The organism is Bacteroides acidifaciens, from assembly GCF_903181435.1.
Classification (GTDB): domain Bacteria; phylum Bacteroidota; class Bacteroidia; order Bacteroidales; family Bacteroidaceae; genus Bacteroides.
Genome location: NZ_CAEUHO010000001.1, coordinates 1,749,401 through 1,766,688, shown reverse-complemented (window position 1 = coordinate 1,766,688; position 17,288 = coordinate 1,749,401). Strand labels below are relative to the sequence as shown.

Here is a 17,288-nt window from a genome sequence, read left to right as displayed (position 1 = left end):
GATGAAAATGAATACAAATAGTAATAGTTATACTATCATTTATGCTTCGGTAATGGTTATTATCGTAGCATTCCTGCTGGCATTCGTTAGTTCTTCGCTGAAAGCTACACAGGACAAGAATGTGCAGTTGGACACTAAAAAGCAGATTCTTGCTGCATTGAACATCAAGAACGTGGAAGATGCGGATGCTGAATATAAGAAATATGTAAAAGGTGATATGCTGATGAACGTAGACGGTACGCTGACTGAAAATACAGGCGATTTTGCTACCAACTACGAGAAAGAAGCGAAAGAACAACAACGTCTTCACGTATTCGTATGCGAAGTGGACGGTCAGACAAAATATGTGTTTCCGGTTTACGGTGCCGGTCTTTGGGGCTCTATCTGGGGATACGTTGCACTGAACGAAGATAAGGATACTGTATATGGTACTTACTTCTCTCATGCAAGTGAAACTCCGGGTCTGGGTGCGGAAATCGCAACCGACCATTTCCAGAATGAGTTCGTAGGTAAGAAGACACTGGAAAACGGTTCTATCACTTTGGGTGTCGTGAAGAACGGCAAGGTAGAGAAGCCTGAATATCAGGTGGACGGTATTTCGGGTGGTACAATCACCTCTGTTGGTGTGGATGCCATGCTGAAGGCTTGCCTGGGTAGTTACATGAGTTTTTTAACTAAATAATAAGGAGAAGAAAAGAATATGGGACAACTGTTTTCAAAGAAGAATAAAGAAGTATTCTCTGCTCCGTTGGGAATAGATAATCCGGTGACCGTACAGGTGCTCGGTATCTGTTCTGCACTTGCTGTTACCGCAAAACTGGAGCCTGCTATCGTAATGGGACTTTCAGTGACGGTCATTACAGCGTTTGCCAATGTGGTTATCTCACTGTTGCGCAAGACCATCCCCAACCGTATCCGTATCATCGTTCAGTTGGTTGTGGTAGCTGCACTGGTAACTATCGTTAGCGAGATTCTGAAAGCGTTTGCTTATGATGTAAGTGTTCAGCTTTCTGTATATGTAGGTCTGATTATTACCAACTGTATCCTTATGGGACGCCTGGAAGCATTTGCCATGCAGAACGGTCCTTGGGAATCTTTCTTGGATGGTGTCGGTAATGGTCTGGGTTATGCCAAGATTCTGGTAATCGTGGCGTTCTTCCGCGAACTGCTCGGTTCGGGTACGTTGCTCGGTTTCAATATCTTGAACTATGAGCCTATCCGGAACATTGGATATGTGAACAACGGCTTGATGCTGATGCCGCCGATGGCGTTGATTATTGTAGCTTGTATCATCTGGTATCAACGTGCACGTCACAAAGAACTGCAAGAAGAAAGTAATTAATAAAGATGAAGGAGACTCTTCATTCTTAATTCTTAATTGAAGATATGGAACATTTATTAAGTTTATTCGTCCGCTCTATCTTTGTGGACAACATGATATTCGCGTTCTTCCTCGGTATGTGCTCATACCTGGCTGTATCGAAGAATGTGAAGACTGCCGTAGGACTGGGTATCGCCGTAACTTTCGTGTTGCTGGTGACGCTGCCGGTCAACTATCTGTTGCAAACCAGGGTGCTGGCTGCCAACGCTATCATTGAAGGCGTCGACCTCAGCTTCCTGAGTTTTATTCTTTTTATTGCCGTTATTGCCGGTATCGTGCAATTGGTGGAGATGGTGGTAGAACGTTTCAGCCCGTCGCTGTACGCTTCACTGGGTATCTTCCTGCCGTTGATTGCCGTTAACTGTGCCATCATGGGTGCTTCTCTGTTCATGCAGCAACGCATCAACCTCGGTCCGAGCGATCCGAAATACATCGGCGGCATTGCAGATGCTCTTGCCTATGCATTAGGTTCGGGTATCGGCTGGTTGCTGGCTATCGTCGGCTTGGCTGCTATCCGTGAGAAAATGGCTTACTCTGACGTGCCTGCTCCGTTGAAGGGCTTGGGTATCACGTTTATCACTGTAGGTCTGATGGCAATCGCATTTATGTGTTTCTCTGGTTTGAACATCTAAAAAGAAAGGAATAAGACAATGGATATGAATTTAATATTAGCGAGCATTGGGGTATTCCTTGTTGTTATCCTGCTGCTTGTTGTTATCCTGTTGGTTGCCAAGAATTTTCTGGTACCGTCAGGTAACGTGAAACTGACAATCAACGGTGAAAAGGAACTGGAAGTGGCTTCCGGCTCTACTTTGCTGAATACGCTGTCTGTAAACGGAGTATTCCTGTCATCCGCTTGTGGTGGTAAGGGTTCTTGCGGACAGTGCAAATGCCAGGTGCTCGAAGGGGGCGGCGAAATCCTGCCTTCCGAGGTTCCTCACTTCAGCCGCAAACAGCAGCAAGACCACTGGCGTCTGGGCTGTCAGGTGAAAGTGAAAAGTGATATGTCTATCAAGATTGACGAATCTGTACTCGGCGTGAAAGAGTGGGAGTGCGAAGTTATCTCCAACAAGAACGTGGCTACGTTTATCAAGGAGTTTATCGTGGCTCTGCCTAAGGGCGAACACATGGACTTTGTCCCGGGGTCTTACGCACAGATTAAGATTCCTAAATTCTCAATGGACTATGACAAGGATATCGACAAGGGCCTGATTGGTGACGAGTATCTGCCTGCATGGGAGAAATTCGGTCTGCTGGGCTTGAAATGTAAGAACGATGAGGAAACGATTCGTGCTTACTCTATGGCCAACTATCCTGCCGAAGGTGACCGCATCATGCTGACAGTACGTATCGCTACTCCGCCGTTCAAACCGAAAGAACAGGGGCCAGGATTTATGGATGTAATGCCGGGTATCGCTTCTTCTTATATCTTCACTCTGAAACCGGGTGACAAAGTAACCATGAGCGGTCCTTACGGAGACTTCCACCCGATTTTTGATTCCAACAAGGAAATGATGTGGATTGGTGGTGGTGCCGGTATGGCTCCGTTGCGTGCGCAAATCATGCACTTGACGAAGACTTTGCATACTACAGACCGTAAGATGTCTTACTTCTACGGTGCCCGTGCACTGAACGAGGTGTTCTATCTGGAAGACTTCCTGCAAATCGAAAAAGACTTCCCGAACTTCACATTCCACCTGGCTCTCGACCGTCCGGATCCTGCTGCCGATGCTGCGGGCGTGAAGTACACTCCGGGCTTCGTTCACAACGTAATTTATGAAACTTACTTGAAGAACCACGAAGCTCCTGAAGATATTGAATACTACATGTGTGGTCCTGGCCCGATGTCGAAGGCTGTTGAGAAGATGCTCGATGACCTTGGCGTACCGGCTCAGAACTTGATGTTCGATAACTTCGGCGGATAATTTTTCGGAAGTTAATTTCCGGTCGGTAGAATTGACCGGAAAGATGACATAAGAAACAGGGCGGGAAATCTGAAAAAGCTGATATGCTTTTCAGGTTTCCCGCTTCTTTTTTACGCTTTTTACTGCCTGTCTTTCGTTTGACCGTGTTTTCCTCTTCATATTTTTCCTTTTTGTATCTTTATACTTTTCCTTTTTGTATCTTTGCCCCCATGTTAGAGAAAAATGAAATTATACAGTCGGCTCTTCGCAACTTGAAGATTGAAGAGCTGAACCCGATGCAGGAAGCTTCACTTGAACAAGCTACCGGAAGGAAAGATGTTATATTATTGTCACCGACAGGGTCGGGCAAGACACTGGCTTATCTGTTGCCTTTATTGCTTACCCTGAAACCGGACGACGGTAATGTGCAGGTCTTGATTCTGGTTCCTTCGCGTGAGCTGGCTTTGCAAATCGACAACGTGTTTAAAGCCATGGGAACTTCCTGGAAAACATGTTGTTGCTACGGCGGACATCCCATCGCGGAAGAAAAGAAGAGTATTCTGGGGAATCATCCCGCCATTATTATCGGTACTCCGGGACGTATTACCGATCATTTGTCAAAGGGAAATTTCAATCCCGCAACCATTGAAACTTTAATCATTGATGAATTCGACAAGGCTCTGGAATTCGGTTTCCATGATGAAATGGCGGGGATTATCACCCAACTTCCGGGACTGAAAAAGCGTATGTTGCTTTCGGCTACGGACGCTGAAGAGATTCCCGAATTCGCAGGACTGAACCGGACGGTCAAGTTGAATTTCCTGCCGGACGCTGCCGAAGAACAGGAATCCCGCCTGACGTTGATGAAGGTGCTTTCTCCGGTGAAAGACAAGATTGATACTTTATATAATCTGCTTTGTACGTTGGGAAGCAGTTCGAGCATTGTCTTTTGTAATCACCGGGATGCGGTGGACCGTGTGCAGAAGTTGTTGGCGGATAAGAAACTGTCTGCCGAACGTTTTCATGGCGGCATGGAACAACCGGATCGTGAACGCGCATTATATAAATTCCGTAACGGCAGTTGCCATGTGTTGATTTCTACTGATTTGGCTGCCCGCGGGCTGGATATTCCGGAGATTGGGCATATCATCCATTATCATCTTCCGGTGAATGAGGAAGCCTTTACACACCGGAACGGACGTACGGCGCGCTGGGATGCTACGGGAACGTCTTATCTGATTCTTCATGAGGAAGAAAAGCTGCCCGCTTATATCCCTGAAGATATGGAAACGGTTGCATTGCCTGAAAATCCGTCCCGTCCGCCGAAGTCAGTCTGGACTACCATATATATAGGTAAAGGGAAGAAGGAGAAACTGAGCCGGATGGATATTGCCGGATTCCTGTATAAGAAAGGGAACTTGACCCGTGAAGATGTGGGGGCAATTGATGTGAAGGAACATTATGCGTTCGTTGCCGTCCGGCGTGCAAAGGTCAAGCAACTATTGAACCTGATTCAAGGCGAAAAGATTAAAGGAATGAAGACTATTATTGAAGAAGCTAAATAAATATACGTTTTTATTGCATTTTGGTTTCACTTTATTAGTAACTCCCCCTTGTAATGTTTCTATTTCGACTTTTATCCCTTACTTGTTATCTATGGATAACAATATGGTGTATATATCCTGTATAAAACAATAAAAAGAAAGGAAAATCTGCTTTAAAACAGTATTTTTATAAGGAAAGATTTGTGCACCAGAAATAAATTCGTAAATTCGCAAGGTCAAAAGACAAAAGTAACGAAATTGTTAAACCAAAAACAAACTTCAAATGAAAAAGCATAATTTCAATGCAGGACCTTCCATTCTTCCGCGTGAAGTAATAGAAGACACAGCGAAGGCTATTTTAGATTTCAACGGCTCTGGTCTTTCTATTATGGAAATCAGCCACCGTGCCAAAGACTTCCAACCTGTGGTTGACGAAGCAGTGGCATTATTCAAGGAATTACTCAATATTCCCGAAGGTTATTCGGTACTGTTCCTGGGTGGTGGTGCTAGTATGGAGTTCTGCATGGTGCCCTATAACTTCCTTGAAAAAAAGGCTGCTTATCTCAACACTGGTGTATGGGCAAAAAAAGCAATGAAAGAAGCTAAGGGGTTTGGTGAAGTTGTAGAGGTCGCTTCTTCTGCTGAAGCTACATATACTTATATCCCAAAAGATTACACAATCCCGACAGATGCAGATTATTTCCACATCACTACTAACAACACGATTTACGGTACGGAATTGAAGAGTGATCTTGATTCGCCGGTTCCGATGATTGCCGATATGTCTTCTGATATTTTCTCACGTCCGATTGACGTTTCCAAGTATATTTGTATTTACGGTGGTGCTCAGAAAAACCTGGCTCCTGCGGGCGTTACGTTTGTTATCGTGAAGAATGATGCAGTAGGTAAGGTGTCACGTTACATTCCGTCAATGTTGAACTATCAGACTCATATTGATGGTGGTTCTATGTTCAACACTCCGCCGGTATTGCCTATCTATTCTGCCATGCTGAACCTTCGTTGGATTAAAGCTCAGGGTGGCGTGAAAGAAATGGAACGCCGTGCCATCGAAAAGGCGGATATGCTGTATGCGGAAATTGACCGCAATAAATTGTTCGTAGGTACTGCTGCCAAGGAAGACCGTTCACGCATGAACATCTGTTTCGTAATGGCTCCCGAATACAAAGACCTTGAGGCTGACTTTATGAAGTTTGCTACCGAAAAGGGTATGGTAGGTATCAAGGGACACCGTTCTGTGGGTGGTTTCCGTGCATCTTGCTACAACGCTATGCCGAAAGAAAGTGTACAGGCTTTGATTGATTGTATGCAGGAATTTGAAAAACTTCATTAATAAAAGGGTTATGAAAGTACTTGTTGCTACTGAAAAACCGTTTGCTAAAGTTGCGGTAGATGGTATTCGTAAAGAAATAGAAGCAGCCGGATATGAGCTTGCTTTACTTGAGAAATATACAGATAAGGCTCAGTTGCTGGATGCGGTGAAAGACGCTAACGCTATCATTATCCGTAGTGATATTGTTGATGCTGAAGTGTTGGATGCTGCAAAGGAATTGAAGATTGTGGTTCGTGCGGGTGCAGGGTACGATAACGTAGACCTGGCTGCTGCCACTGTTCACAATGTTTGTGTGATGAATACTCCGGGACAAAATTCCAATGCTGTTGCCGAACTGGCTTTGGGTATGATGGTGTATGCTGTCCGCAATTTCTACAACGGGACGTCCGGTACGGAACTGATGGGCAAGAAACTGGGTATCCATGCTTACGGAAACGTTGGTCGCAATGTTGCCCGTGTTGCCAAAGGCTTCGGAATGGAAGTGTATGCTTATGACGCATTCTGCCCGAAAGAGGTAATCGAAAAAGACGGGGTGAAGGCTGTTGGTTCGGCAGAAGAATTGTATAAGACTTGCCAGGTGGTGTCTTTGCATATTCCTGCAACTGCCGAAACCAAGAATTCTATCAATTATGCGTTGCTGAAAGATATGCCGAAGGGCGCCATGTTGGTAAACACTGCCCGCAAGGAAGTTATTAACGAAGCCGAACTGATTAAGTTGATGGAAGACCGTGCCGACTTTAAATATATCACGGACATCATGCCTGCCGCCAACGCAGAATTTGCGGAGAAGTTTGCCGGACGTTATTTCTCAACTCCGAAGAAGATGGGTGCACAGACTGCCGAAGCAAATATCAATGCAGGTATTGCTGCTGCCCAACAAATCGTTGGTTTCTTGAAAGACGGTTGCGAAAAATTCCGCGTGAATAAATAATATTCGTAGAAATAGTAGTATATTTGAGCCACAGATTTATTAAAAATCTGTGGCTTTTATTTTTTACATATTAAATACTAATATCATGGCAATAATTAAACCTTTCAAGGGCATTCGTCCACCGCAAGATTTGGTGGAACAGGTTGCTTCCCGTCCTTACGATGTATTGAATTCTGAAGAAGCCCGCGTCGAAGCGGAAGGTAACGAAAAGTCTCTTTATCATATCATCAAACCGGAGATAGATTTTCCGGCAGGTACGGACGAGCATGCTGAACCGGTGTATGCCAAGGCTGCCGAGAACTTTCAGGCGTTTCAGGATAAAGGATGGTTAGTGCAGGATGCGAAAGAAAGCTATTATATCTATGCCCAGACAATGAACGGGAAGACGCAGTACGGATTGGTTGTCGGTGCTTATGTTCCCGATTACATGAATGGAGTCATCAAGAAACATGAACTTACCCGTCGCGACAAGGAGGAAGACCGCATGAAGCATGTCCGTGTGAACAATGCGAATATCGAGCCTGTTTTCTTCGCTTATCCTGATAATGAGAAGTTGGATGCTATCATCAAGAAATATACGGCAGAAAAGCCTGTTTATGACTTCATCGCTCCGGGTGATGGTTTCGGTCATACGTTCTGGATTGTTGACCAGGATGAGGACATTGCCGCCATTACTGCCGAATTTGCCCAAATGCCGGCTCTGTATATCGCTGACGGACATCACCGTTCCGCTGCTGCCGCATTGGTTGGGGCTGAAAAGGCAAAGCAGAATCCGAATCATCGCGGTGATGAGGAGTATAATTACTTTATGGCTGTCTGCTTCCCGGCAAACCAACTGACTATTATTGATTACAACCGTGTGGTGAAAGACCTCAACGGATTGACTCCCGAGCAGTTCATTGCTGCATTAGGCAAGAACTTTGTCGTAGAAGAAAAGGGTGCGGATATATACAAGCCGTCCGGTTTGCATAACTTCTCTCTTTATCTGAATGATAAATGGTATAGCCTGACTGCCAAAGCCGGAACATACAATGATAATGACCCTATCGGTGTACTTGATGTTACCATTTCTTCCAACTTGATTTTGGACGAAATTTTGGGAATAAAGGACTTGCGTTCGGATAAGCGTATCGACTTTGTCGGTGGTATCCGTGGATTGGGCGAACTCAAGAAACGTGTGGATAGCGGTGAAATGAAAGTAGCTCTGGCACTTTATCCTGTGTCTATGAAGCAACTGATGGATATTGCAGATACCGGTAATATCATGCCGCCCAAGACCACCTGGTTTGAACCTAAACTCCGCTCAGGACTGGTTATTCATAAGTTGGATTAAAAAATCTTATTTAATAAAATCAAGCGGTCGAACCGTTACAATCATACAGTCAATTGTAGCAGTTCGACCGCCCGTTTATAATAGAATAACCGTTCGTTTGCAGTAAAGCGACTGCTCATTTACACTGAAACAGCCGCTTGTTTGTATCAGTTCGACCGTATATGGATGAATGAACTTCACTTAATATTTCCAAATGATAGATTGAATTTTCTCAATAAAGCCGTATCTTTGCGCTATGACTGCTGAAGATACTTATAAAACCATCACAGAACCTTCTGAAGGTATTTATACAGAAAAGCGAAGCAAGTTCATTGCTATTGCCCTTCCTGTGCGTACTATCGACGAGATAAAAGTACATCTTGAAACGTATCAGAAGAAGTATTATGATGCCCGGCATGTGTGTTATGCTTATATGTTGGGTGCGGCGCGCAAGGATTTTCGCGCCAATGACAACGGAGAACCTTCCGGCACGGCCGGTAAGCCTATTCTCGGACAGATTAATTCCAATGAACTGACGGATATTCTGATTATCGTAGTTCGTTATTTCGGGGGAATCAAGTTAGGAACCAGCGGATTGATTGTAGCTTATAAAGCTGCTGCTGCCGAAGCTATCGCTGCTGCTACGATTATAGAGAAAACGGTAGATGATGATGTGACAGTCATGTTCGAGTATCCTTTTATGAATGACATCATGCGCATTGTGAAGGAAGAAGAACCGGAGATTCTCAATCAGTCGTATGACATGGATTGCAGCATGACACTGCGGATTCGCCGTTCGATGATGCCGAGACTGCGGGCACGACTGGAAAAAGTGGAGACGGCACGAATCCTGGATGATGAAGAGAATTAGCGTGTAGAAAATAGTCATAGTTGAGACAGAGGGATTAGACTGAATTTGAATGAGAAAGAAAAACTATATATTTTTTATCCTGCTTTCGGGCTTCTTTGCATGGAGGAATACTCAGGCTTGTGCACAGGAGGTTCAGAAAACTCCGGAGACTTTAGAGACTCGGCAGTTAGCTCCTAATAATATTCCTGTTCCCTGGTATTCTCAGAAAATCACGGGATGTCCTTATTCGCATTGTTCCCTGGCTTCTTCGTTAATGGTGTTCGACTATTTTAAGGGGATGACGACCGACAAACAACGGTCGGCTCAGGATGCTGAAAAGAAACTGGTGGAATATCAACGGAATTACTTTCTGAAAAAGCATGCTCCTTTCCGTCGTCGTACTTCGATAGGACAGGGTGGTTATTATTCTTTCGAGATAGATTCGCTGGCTCGTTATTACGAAAATATGGTAAGTGCCGAGCATTTTCAAAAGAAAGATTATCGGATATTGAAAGATTATATTGACCGTGGTATCCCTATTTTGGTGAATGTGAGATATACAGGCGCAGTTCGCGGCTTGCGTCCCGGACCGAGGGGACATTGGATGGTACTTCGAGGGATTGATGATAAATACGTGTGGGTGAATGACCCCGGTCGTTCGCCGGAGATGCGGAATAAGGGAGAAAATATCCGCTATCCTATAAAGAAACAACCGGGTAATCCCTCTTATTTTGATGGATGTTGGACAGGACGTTTTATTGTGGTCACTCCCAAGGAATGGATACACAATTCACTCTTTGCACAGGTAGGCAAATTGCCGCCGTTAGAAGAAGTGATGTATGTGGTTCCGCCTTTCGTCCCGCCTGTGGAATTGCCGCGGGTTATCAGTCAATAGAAGTGATGTAATGATAAACATAATTAACAAAATAAAGAAGAACAAGATATATGGCATTTGAAGCAACTAAAAAAGAATGGTGTGAACTTTATACATTCTTCCGTTTGTTGGCAGACGGGAAAGTGGTATTAGGTACGGCAGAGGCGAAAGCAGGAGAAGTGTCCTGGCCTGTTGCAATGATTCAACGGGAAGAGCATGACGGAACGCGTCGATACTATATCGAAGAAGAGACAATCCGTATCGAAGGAGAAACGAGTGTTAAATCCATGCCTCGTGAAGATTTCGGTATTGTTGCCGAACTGATATTGCAAGCTGTCAAATCTTCTTCGGAGAATGACGTGACTTCACCGGACGGAGTAGAAGAGTTTTTGGATGAAGCGGGCATTTTTGACTTGGAGGCAAAGACGGAAGACCGTACGGACTTCTCCGTTGCCTTCTGGCATCCGGAAGCACCGTTGAGAGGTTTCAATGTCCGTTCAAGACTGAGCGCTATGAATCCGTTGCTGGACGGTGGACGTGCAGCGAATCTGAAGCTGGAACAGAGTGGAGTTAAATTTGCTACTCCAACGGTGAATAAGATAAATGCTTTGCCCGAGTCTCTCAATGAAGTGTCCGAGCGAATGATGATGATTGAACGTCTGGGCGGTGTACTCAAGTATTCGGATGTAGCCGATAAGGTATTTCGTAGCAACCTTTTGATGATTGACTTGCATTTCCCGCGTGTATTGGCGGAAATGGTGCGTATCATGCATTTGGACGGTGTGTCCCGTATTAGTGAACTGACGGAGATTATCAAACAGATAAATCCGTTGAAGATTAAGGATGAGTTGATAAACAAGCATAAGTTCTATGAATTTAAGGTGAAGCAGTTCTTGATGGCATTGGCGCTGGGCATGCGTCCTGCAAAGATTTATAATGGACTGGATTCGGCAGTGGAAGGAATTTTGCTGGTAGATGGGAGCGGAGAGGTACTCTGTTATCATAAATCGGAAAAACAGGTTATGGAAGATTTTCTGTTCTTGAATACCCGTTTGGAGAAAGGCGCTTTGGAGAAGGATAAATACGGATTCCTGGAAAGGGAGAACGGGGTTTATTATTTCAAGTTGAATGCAAAGATTGGTCTGGTTAAAAGATAGGCTCTAAACAGACAGTATTAAAATAGGATATTAAAAAAGGATAGGTTCTAAACATAGGATAGTATGAAAACAAATGAGATTTTAGAAAACATCAAAGCCCGTCGTAGTGTACGTGCTTATACAAATCAGCAAGTTTCAGAAGATAATTTGCAGGCGATTTTGGAAGCGGCAACTTATGCTCCGAGTGGAATGCATCTGGAAACGTTTCATTTCACGGCTATTCAGAATATGGATAAATTGGCAGAACTGAATGAACGTATAAAGGGAGCTTTCGCAAAAAGTGAGGATACCCGTTTGCAGGAACGCGGTCATAGCAAGACTTATTGCTGCTATTACCATGCTCCGACTTTAATCATCGTCTCTAATGAGCCTACCCAATGGTGGGCAGGGATGGACTGTGCCTGTGCGATAGAGAATATGTTTCTTGCCGCCCAGTCTTTAGGAATTGGTTCTTGTTGGATTAATCAGTTAGGTACAACATGTGATGATTCTGAAGTACGCGAATTTATAACTTCACTCGGAGTGCCGGAGAATCATAAGGTTTATGGTTGTGTAGCTTTAGGATACGCTGACCCGGAAATTCAGATAAAAGAGAAGAAAGTAAAAGAAGGAATGGTAACCATCGTGAGATAGAAATATCCAGTGACTTACTATTTTTGATACGGCATCTCATTTTCTTGAGACGACACTTCAATACTGTTAAGGTAACGCTTTACGGTTCTTAAAGCGGTGCTTTATACTATGTAAAGCGGCGCTTTAGGACTCCTAAAACGCCGCTTTAGCTTTTTAAAACGTCATGCTCTCTGAGCTATCTCAGGAGGATATGTCAATCAAATGTTCCGTAACGGGTCGGCAATAACTTGCGGTCTCCTAACGTATTATCTACGCGTGCCACGTTTATCCAGAATTTGTTTTCACGTACACTCTCTATCGGATAAGCAGCTTTCTCGCGTGTGTATGAATGTTCCCAAAGGTCATTGACCACTTCATATTCGGGGTGCGGAGCATTAATCAGTACATTGTCATTCTTATCTGCTTCACCATTCTTCACTTCCTGGATTTCTTTCCAGATATTCAACATGACCTCTACGAAGTTATCCAGTTCGGCAAGGCTTTCGCTTTCCGTAGGTTCAATCATCAACGTGCCGTGAACAGGGAAAGAAAGGGTAGGGGCATGATAACCATAATCCATCAGACGTTTTGCGATGTCATTTTCCGAAATACCTGTTTCTTCGTGTACCTTGCGGCATTCCAAAATCATTTCGTGACCTACAAAACCGTTTGCTCCGCAATAGACGATGCCATAAGTGTCTTTCAGGCAAGCAGCCAGGTAGTTGGCATTCAGAATCGCAATTTTAGTTGCCTGTGTCAGTCCTTCCGTACCCATCATGCGGATATATCCGTATGTGATAGGCAGGATACCTGCACTTCCGAACGGAGCGGAAGAAACCTGATTCTGTGCATTGCCGAGGATACCATGTCCGGGCAGGAAAGGAACCAAGTGCTCTGCTACACAGATAGGACCTACTCCAGGACCACCGCCACCGTGAGGAGAAGCGAATGTCTTGTGAAGATTCAGATGGCAGACATCAGCGCCGATAAATCCCGGATTGGTCAGTCCTACTTGTGCGTTCATGTTAGCACCATCCATGTATACTTGTGCGCCACACGCATGAATAATATTGCAAATCTCCTTTATCTCCGTTTCAAAAATACCATGAGTCGAGGGATAGGTAATCATTAATGCGGCTAACTCATCTTTATTTTCTTCGGCTTTGGCACGCAGGTCATCCATATCTACATTTCCCAGCTCATCGCAGGCACAGGTGACGGTTGTAAAGCCTGCCTGTATAGCCGACGCAGGATTGGTTCCGTGAGCCGATGCCGGAATCAGAACCTTGTTCCGATGTCCCTGACCGATACTTTCAAGGTAAGTGCGAATCACGCGAAGACCTGTATATTCTCCCGCAGCACCCGAATTCGGTTGCAGGCTTACTCCTGCAAAACCGGTGATAATCTTCAAATCCTCACTCAGGTTCTTTATCAGTTCGCGGTATCCTTCAGCCTGGTCTTCGGGAACCAGCGGATGCATACCCATAAACTCGGAACAGCTCAAAGGCAGCATTTCCGAAGCAGCGTTCAACTTCATTGTGCATGAGCCGAGGGAAATCATGGATTGAGCCAGTGAAATATCCTTGCGGTCCAAACGTTTGATATAACGCATCATTTCCGTTTCTGTATGATACTTGTTGAATACCTCGTGAGTAAGGAAAGGACTCGTACGTTTCAGAGCCTTGTCAATATTGCTTTTCTCCGGAATATCATCTGCTTTCTGATAATCTTTTCCGGCAGCGATGGCAAAGATGGAAAGCAATACGTTCGCGGCTGCAATATCCGTAGTTTCGTCAATGCTGAACCCTACATCTCCATTCTCAAAATAGCGCAGATTTACCTCTTTACTGAGTGCAATCGTCCGAATCTGCTGTGCCGAAACGTGTTCGGGCAGTTCAAAACGCAATGTGTCGAAATATTGTGCGTTTACTTGCGTATATCCGAATTTCTTCAACTGCTTGTCGAGGAATACGGTGATGCTGTGGATACGCGAAGCGATGGTTGAAATACCTTCCTGGCCGTGGTAGACTGCGTAGAAACCTGCCATTGTGGCCAGCAGGGCTTGTGCCGTGCAGATATTCGATGTTGCTTTTTCTCGTTTGATATGTTGTTCGCGCGTCTGTAAAGCCATGCGGTAACAGAGTTTGCCGTATTTATCTTTCGACCATCCGATGATACGTCCCGGCATATTCCGTTTGTATTCGTCCCTTGTGGCGAAGTAAGCAGCGGACGGACCGCCATAGAACATCGGTGTGCCCAGACGTTGGGTTGTTCCGAATACGATATCCGCTCCCCATTCTCCCGGCGGAGTCAACAGGGCAAGGCTCAGAATATCGGCAGCGACAGCTACCTTGCAATCGGCTGTGTGCGCTTTTTCTGTAAATGCGGCGTAATCTTCTACGTTTCCGTTGGAATTGGGGTATTGCAGGATGCAGGCGAAGACTTCCGGTGAAGGTTCGAAATCCTTATATTTACCTACACGCAGCTCGATACCTTGCGGCACGGCACGTGTAGTCATGACAGCCAGTGTTTGCGGGAAGACATTTTCGTCAACGAAGACTACGTTTGCACCCGATTTCTGTTGGGCGCGAGAACGCAGGGCATACATCATGTTGACAGCTTCGGCTGCTGCGGTTCCTTCGTCCAGCAGTGAACAGTTGGCAAGCGGCATGGCGGTAAGGTCGCACACGGCTGTCTGGAAATTCATCAATGCTTCCAGGCGTCCTTGCGACACTTCTGTCTGATAAGGAGTGTAGGAAGTGTACCACACCGGGTTCTCGAATACATTTCGTTGGATAACGGCGGGTGTAATCGTATTGTACCAGCCCAGACCGATGTAGGTGGTGTACAGTTTGTTCTTGCTTGCCAGTGTGGCGATGTGTTTTTCAAATTCGTATTCCGTCAACGGGCTCGACAATGCTAACGGCTCTTTCAGCCGGATATTGGCAGGAATTGTTTTGTCAATAAGTTCGTCCAGTGATGCTACTCCAATTTTGCGGAGCATCACGGCTGTGTCTTGTTCATTGATGCCGATGTGACGGCTAGCTAACAAATCGGTTTTCATATTGATAAGGGGATTTTATTGTTTTATCTGAAAAATGGATTTTCTGCTTTTTCCATCCCGATGGTCGTGGGGGCGCCATGTCCCGGATAAACGACTGTCTCGTTAGGAAGGATGAAAAGACGGCTGCAAATATGCTCTATCAGTTCGTCGAAATTGCCACCTGTAAGGTCGGCCCGACCGATACTGCCTTGAAACAGGACGTCACCGGAGAACATGCAGTTGTCTTCTTTGCAATAATACACCAAGCTGCCGGGCGAGTGACCGGGCACATGGATTGCTTCCAGTTGGGTGTGTCCGAAAGTGATAATATCACCGTCATGCAGGTATTTCCCCAACGGTACGGGTGCTTCCTGCAATTGGAAACCAAACATTCGGCTTTGTTTCGGCGCTTCGTCAATCCAATACTCGTCCGCTTTATTCGCCTCTGCTGCCAAACCGAACTCTTTCAACATGAAAGGATTCCCGAAGATATGATCCAAATGTAAGTGAGTATTCAGAAGATGCTTCACGGTCAGTCCGTTCGTGAGAATGAACTTCTTCAGTGCTTGTTTCTCTTCTTCATAGAAACAGCCCGGATCAATGACGACTGCTTCTTTTGTTTCGTCCCATAACACGTAGCAATTTACGGGAAACATATTAAATTCAAACCTTTTTATTTTCATGGTTCTTTTCTATGATTAATCTTATTCAGAACAACTAATAGTCTTTAAATAGGGACATATACCACTTTTTTTGTTTCAAAGAACTCCTCCTCGAAGTTGTCGCTCAGGCTGTGAATCATTGTCTTATGCTTGAACGGCATCGTTTCGTGTTCCAGTTCACCGCCCTTGAGACAGATAAGCCCGTTGGGCAATGCATTCTGCTGTTTGGAAGATATATTCTTTTTGATAATCTTAATCAAGTCCGCCAGGGGCATAACGGCACGGCTGACAACGAAGTCGAACGTGCGTTTTTCCTCTTCTGCGCGGGCATGGCGGAAAGTGACGTTTTTCAGTCCGATGGCATTAGCCACTTCTGTTGCTACACGTACTTTTTTGCCGATGCTGTCTACAAGGTGAAACTTTGTTTCGGGGAATAATATCGCCAAGGGAATGCCGGGGAAACCGCCGCCTGTTCCTAAGTCCATGATACTGGTTCCGGGACGGAACTGGATGACTTTGGCAATGCCTAATGAATGGAGCACATGGTGCTCATACAAGTTCTCGATATCCTTGCGTGAGATAACGTTGATTTTCGAATTCCAGTCGATGTAGAGGTCATATAGAGCAGCAAATTGTTTGCATTGCTCTTCTGTCAGCTCAAGGAAGTATTTCTCTATGATTTCCACTTTTATCAATTACAAATTACTGATTAGAAATTATATGAAATGAATATCCGCCTAAATAGCTATCTGCATAGTCACAACAGGATATCCATCAGGTTTCGTTCTTTTATGAAGTTTAATCTTTCAGTTCTCCCAAAATCGGGTTGCTGCCGAGAAGATGTTCCATCATAGGGAATGGGATTGTCACCTTTACCGGTCCCATGGAATAGGGAGTGATGTCATATACATTATAATAGAAGGTAATGCCTTCTTTGCTCAGATAGAAATTCTCGGTCGGAGTGATGTCACCGGTCGAAGCATATCCCATATCTTCCAAAGCTTCGTGAGTCGTCACTTTGTTGTCAGCCATGAGCTGGTTCCAAATGAGGTCGGTCAGCGGGTCTTTGTAATCTCCGACGAAAATGTCGTCAAGACGGAGCGGACGCATCAGCGTAAGATCCATATTCAGGTAAGTCGTCATATAGATGCCATGTGCACCACCGGTATATTCATTATAGTCAATACGATATACAAGCAAATCTTTCTCATACAGTTGCACGTGGCTTTCGATACCTTTATAATAAGAATACCAAGCACCGATGGATGCTTCGTCTTCCTTATCTTTCTCATCTTCTGTGTACATCGGCTCCAAGTCGCGGCGATATTCACTGATATAATTTTCCGTATATTGCTTTATGACCTCTTCCGGTTTTTCCCCAATGTACTTATCGCCGAAGCAGGCGGAAATGAAATAAGTATTCAGACTGTCTTTCAGCATATCATCCGATGACTTGACGGGATAGGCGAAATTGATAATTATATTACAAGCCGGTTTGGCTGTATCGTTAAAGAGGTGTGCCGTCTCATTCACCTGGATACTGTCGAATTGTAACGCACCTGTGTTTTTGTTCATCTTGTCATGACAAGAAAACAAAAAGCCGCTTACCGAAAGTATAATAGCAAGCAGGCTGACATATTGTTTTTTCATACTCGTTTTTTCTATAA

Annotated in this window: 16 protein-coding genes; 12 read left to right on the top strand and 4 right to left on the bottom strand. The window is 44.8% G+C overall.

Features of this window, described 5'->3' with window-relative positions:
* Nucleotides 1–7: 7 nt before the first annotated feature.
* From CLIN57ABFB40_RS07230 to CLIN57ABFB40_RS07175, 12 genes are all read left to right on the top strand, one after another.
* The gene (locus CLIN57ABFB40_RS07230; protein WP_175629518.1) at nt 8–682 is read left to right on the top strand and encodes a Na(+)-translocating NADH-quinone reductase subunit C; all 675 of its coding nucleotides are present in this window, start codon (nt 8–10) and stop codon (nt 680–682) included.
* Between the two features lie 18 nt (nt 683–700).
* Complete coding sequence (locus CLIN57ABFB40_RS07225) at nt 701–1,342, top strand: NADH:ubiquinone reductase (Na(+)-transporting) subunit D (protein WP_121767363.1); 642 nt, start codon at nt 701–703, stop codon at nt 1,340–1,342.
* Nucleotides 1,343–1,386: 44 nt separating this feature from the next.
* Entirely contained in the window at nt 1,387–2,013 is a 627-nt protein-coding gene (nqrE, locus tag CLIN57ABFB40_RS07220; RefSeq protein WP_175629517.1) for an NADH:ubiquinone reductase (Na(+)-transporting) subunit E, read from the top strand.
* Between the two features lie 18 nt (nt 2,014–2,031).
* The gene (gene nqrF, locus CLIN57ABFB40_RS07215; RefSeq protein WP_175629516.1) at nt 2,032–3,306 is read left to right on the top strand and encodes an NADH:ubiquinone reductase (Na(+)-transporting) subunit F; all 1,275 of its coding nucleotides are present in this window, start codon (nt 2,032–2,034) and stop codon (nt 3,304–3,306) included.
* Between the two features lie 209 nt (nt 3,307–3,515).
* Nucleotides 3,516–4,850 (top strand): DEAD/DEAH box helicase, encoded by a 1,335-nt coding sequence (locus CLIN57ABFB40_RS07210; RefSeq protein WP_175629515.1) that lies wholly within the window; start codon nt 3,516–3,518, stop codon nt 4,848–4,850.
* 262 nt (nt 4,851–5,112) lie between these two features.
* The gene (gene serC, locus CLIN57ABFB40_RS07205) at nt 5,113–6,180 is read left to right on the top strand and encodes a 3-phosphoserine/phosphohydroxythreonine transaminase (protein WP_175629514.1); all 1,068 of its coding nucleotides are present in this window, start codon (nt 5,113–5,115) and stop codon (nt 6,178–6,180) included.
* A 10-nt stretch (nt 6,181–6,190) separates the two neighbouring features.
* Nucleotides 6,191–7,111, top strand: a complete 921-nt coding sequence (locus tag CLIN57ABFB40_RS07200; RefSeq protein ID WP_175629513.1) for an NAD(P)-dependent oxidoreductase — start codon at nt 6,191–6,193, stop codon at nt 7,109–7,111.
* 85 nt (nt 7,112–7,196) lie between these two features.
* Nucleotides 7,197–8,444: a DUF1015 domain-containing protein gene (locus CLIN57ABFB40_RS07195; protein WP_175629512.1), complete on the top strand. Its 1,248-nt coding sequence runs from the start codon at nt 7,197–7,199 to the stop codon at nt 8,442–8,444.
* A 235-nt stretch (nt 8,445–8,679) separates the two neighbouring features.
* A complete protein-coding gene (locus tag CLIN57ABFB40_RS07190) occupies nt 8,680–9,294 on the top strand; it encodes an IMPACT family protein (RefSeq protein WP_175629511.1) in 615 nt (204 codons plus the stop codon).
* A 49-nt stretch (nt 9,295–9,343) separates the two neighbouring features.
* Nucleotides 9,344–10,168 carry a C39 family peptidase gene (locus tag CLIN57ABFB40_RS07185; RefSeq protein WP_254871718.1) on the top strand — a complete coding sequence of 275 codons (825 nt, stop codon included), beginning with the start codon at nt 9,344–9,346 and terminating at the stop codon, nt 10,166–10,168.
* A 50-nt stretch (nt 10,169–10,218) separates the two neighbouring features.
* Nucleotides 10,219–11,304, top strand: coding sequence for an HpaII family restriction endonuclease (locus CLIN57ABFB40_RS07180; protein WP_175629510.1), 1,086 nt, complete (start codon nt 10,219–10,221; stop codon nt 11,302–11,304).
* A gap of 63 nt (nt 11,305–11,367) precedes the next feature.
* Nucleotides 11,368–11,937, top strand: coding sequence for a nitroreductase family protein (locus CLIN57ABFB40_RS07175; protein ID WP_175629509.1), 570 nt, complete (start codon nt 11,368–11,370; stop codon nt 11,935–11,937).
* A 193-nt stretch (nt 11,938–12,130) separates the two neighbouring features.
* Here the strand turns inward: CLIN57ABFB40_RS07175 and gcvP are convergent, their stop codons facing one another.
* From gcvP to CLIN57ABFB40_RS07155, 4 genes are all read right to left on the bottom strand, one after another.
* Nucleotides 12,131–14,980, bottom strand: a complete 2,850-nt coding sequence (gene gcvP / locus CLIN57ABFB40_RS07170; protein ID WP_175629508.1) for an aminomethyl-transferring glycine dehydrogenase — start codon at nt 14,978–14,980, stop codon at nt 12,131–12,133.
* Nucleotides 14,981–15,003: 23 nt separating this feature from the next.
* Nucleotides 15,004–15,642, bottom strand: coding sequence for an MBL fold metallo-hydrolase (locus CLIN57ABFB40_RS07165; RefSeq protein ID WP_175629507.1), 639 nt, complete (start codon nt 15,640–15,642; stop codon nt 15,004–15,006).
* A gap of 44 nt (nt 15,643–15,686) precedes the next feature.
* Nucleotides 15,687–16,307, bottom strand: a complete 621-nt coding sequence (rsmG, locus tag CLIN57ABFB40_RS07160; protein WP_175630352.1) for a 16S rRNA (guanine(527)-N(7))-methyltransferase RsmG — start codon at nt 16,305–16,307, stop codon at nt 15,687–15,689.
* 112 nt (nt 16,308–16,419) lie between these two features.
* Entirely contained in the window at nt 16,420–17,271 is an 852-nt protein-coding gene (locus CLIN57ABFB40_RS07155) for a DUF3298 and DUF4163 domain-containing protein (RefSeq protein ID WP_175629506.1), read from the bottom strand.
* Between the last annotated feature and the right edge of the window lie 17 nt (nt 17,272–17,288).

What these genes read in the sequence shown, in the direction of transcription:
- CLIN57ABFB40_RS07230 (WP_175629518.1), top strand. Translation starts at nt 8, where the DNA reads ATGAATACAAATAGTAATAGTTATACTATCATTTATGCTTCGGTAATG.
- CLIN57ABFB40_RS07225 (WP_121767363.1), top strand. Translation starts at nt 701, where the DNA reads ATGGGACAACTGTTTTCAAAGAAGAATAAAGAAGTATTCTCTGCTCCG.
- nqrE (WP_175629517.1), top strand. Translation starts at nt 1,387, where the DNA reads ATGGAACATTTATTAAGTTTATTCGTCCGCTCTATCTTTGTGGACAAC.
- nqrF (WP_175629516.1), top strand. Translation starts at nt 2,032, where the DNA reads ATGGATATGAATTTAATATTAGCGAGCATTGGGGTATTCCTTGTTGTT.
- CLIN57ABFB40_RS07210 (WP_175629515.1), top strand. Translation starts at nt 3,516, where the DNA reads ATGTTAGAGAAAAATGAAATTATACAGTCGGCTCTTCGCAACTTGAAG.
- serC (WP_175629514.1), top strand. Translation starts at nt 5,113, where the DNA reads ATGAAAAAGCATAATTTCAATGCAGGACCTTCCATTCTTCCGCGTGAA.
- CLIN57ABFB40_RS07200 (WP_175629513.1), top strand. Translation starts at nt 6,191, where the DNA reads ATGAAAGTACTTGTTGCTACTGAAAAACCGTTTGCTAAAGTTGCGGTA.
- CLIN57ABFB40_RS07195 (WP_175629512.1), top strand. Translation starts at nt 7,197, where the DNA reads ATGGCAATAATTAAACCTTTCAAGGGCATTCGTCCACCGCAAGATTTG.
- CLIN57ABFB40_RS07190 (WP_175629511.1), top strand. Translation starts at nt 8,680, where the DNA reads ATGACTGCTGAAGATACTTATAAAACCATCACAGAACCTTCTGAAGGT.
- CLIN57ABFB40_RS07185 (WP_254871718.1), top strand. Translation starts at nt 9,344, where the DNA reads ATGAGAAAGAAAAACTATATATTTTTTATCCTGCTTTCGGGCTTCTTT.
- CLIN57ABFB40_RS07180 (WP_175629510.1), top strand. Translation starts at nt 10,219, where the DNA reads ATGGCATTTGAAGCAACTAAAAAAGAATGGTGTGAACTTTATACATTC.
- CLIN57ABFB40_RS07175 (WP_175629509.1), top strand. Translation starts at nt 11,368, where the DNA reads ATGAAAACAAATGAGATTTTAGAAAACATCAAAGCCCGTCGTAGTGTA.
- gcvP (WP_175629508.1), bottom strand. Translation starts at nt 14,980, where the DNA reads ATGAAAACCGATTTGTTAGCTAGCCGTCACATCGGCATCAATGAACAA.
- CLIN57ABFB40_RS07165 (WP_175629507.1), bottom strand. Translation starts at nt 15,642, where the DNA reads ATGAAAATAAAAAGGTTTGAATTTAATATGTTTCCCGTAAATTGCTAC.
- CLIN57ABFB40_RS07155 (WP_175629506.1), bottom strand. Translation starts at nt 17,271, where the DNA reads ATGAAAAAACAATATGTCAGCCTGCTTGCTATTATACTTTCGGTAAGC.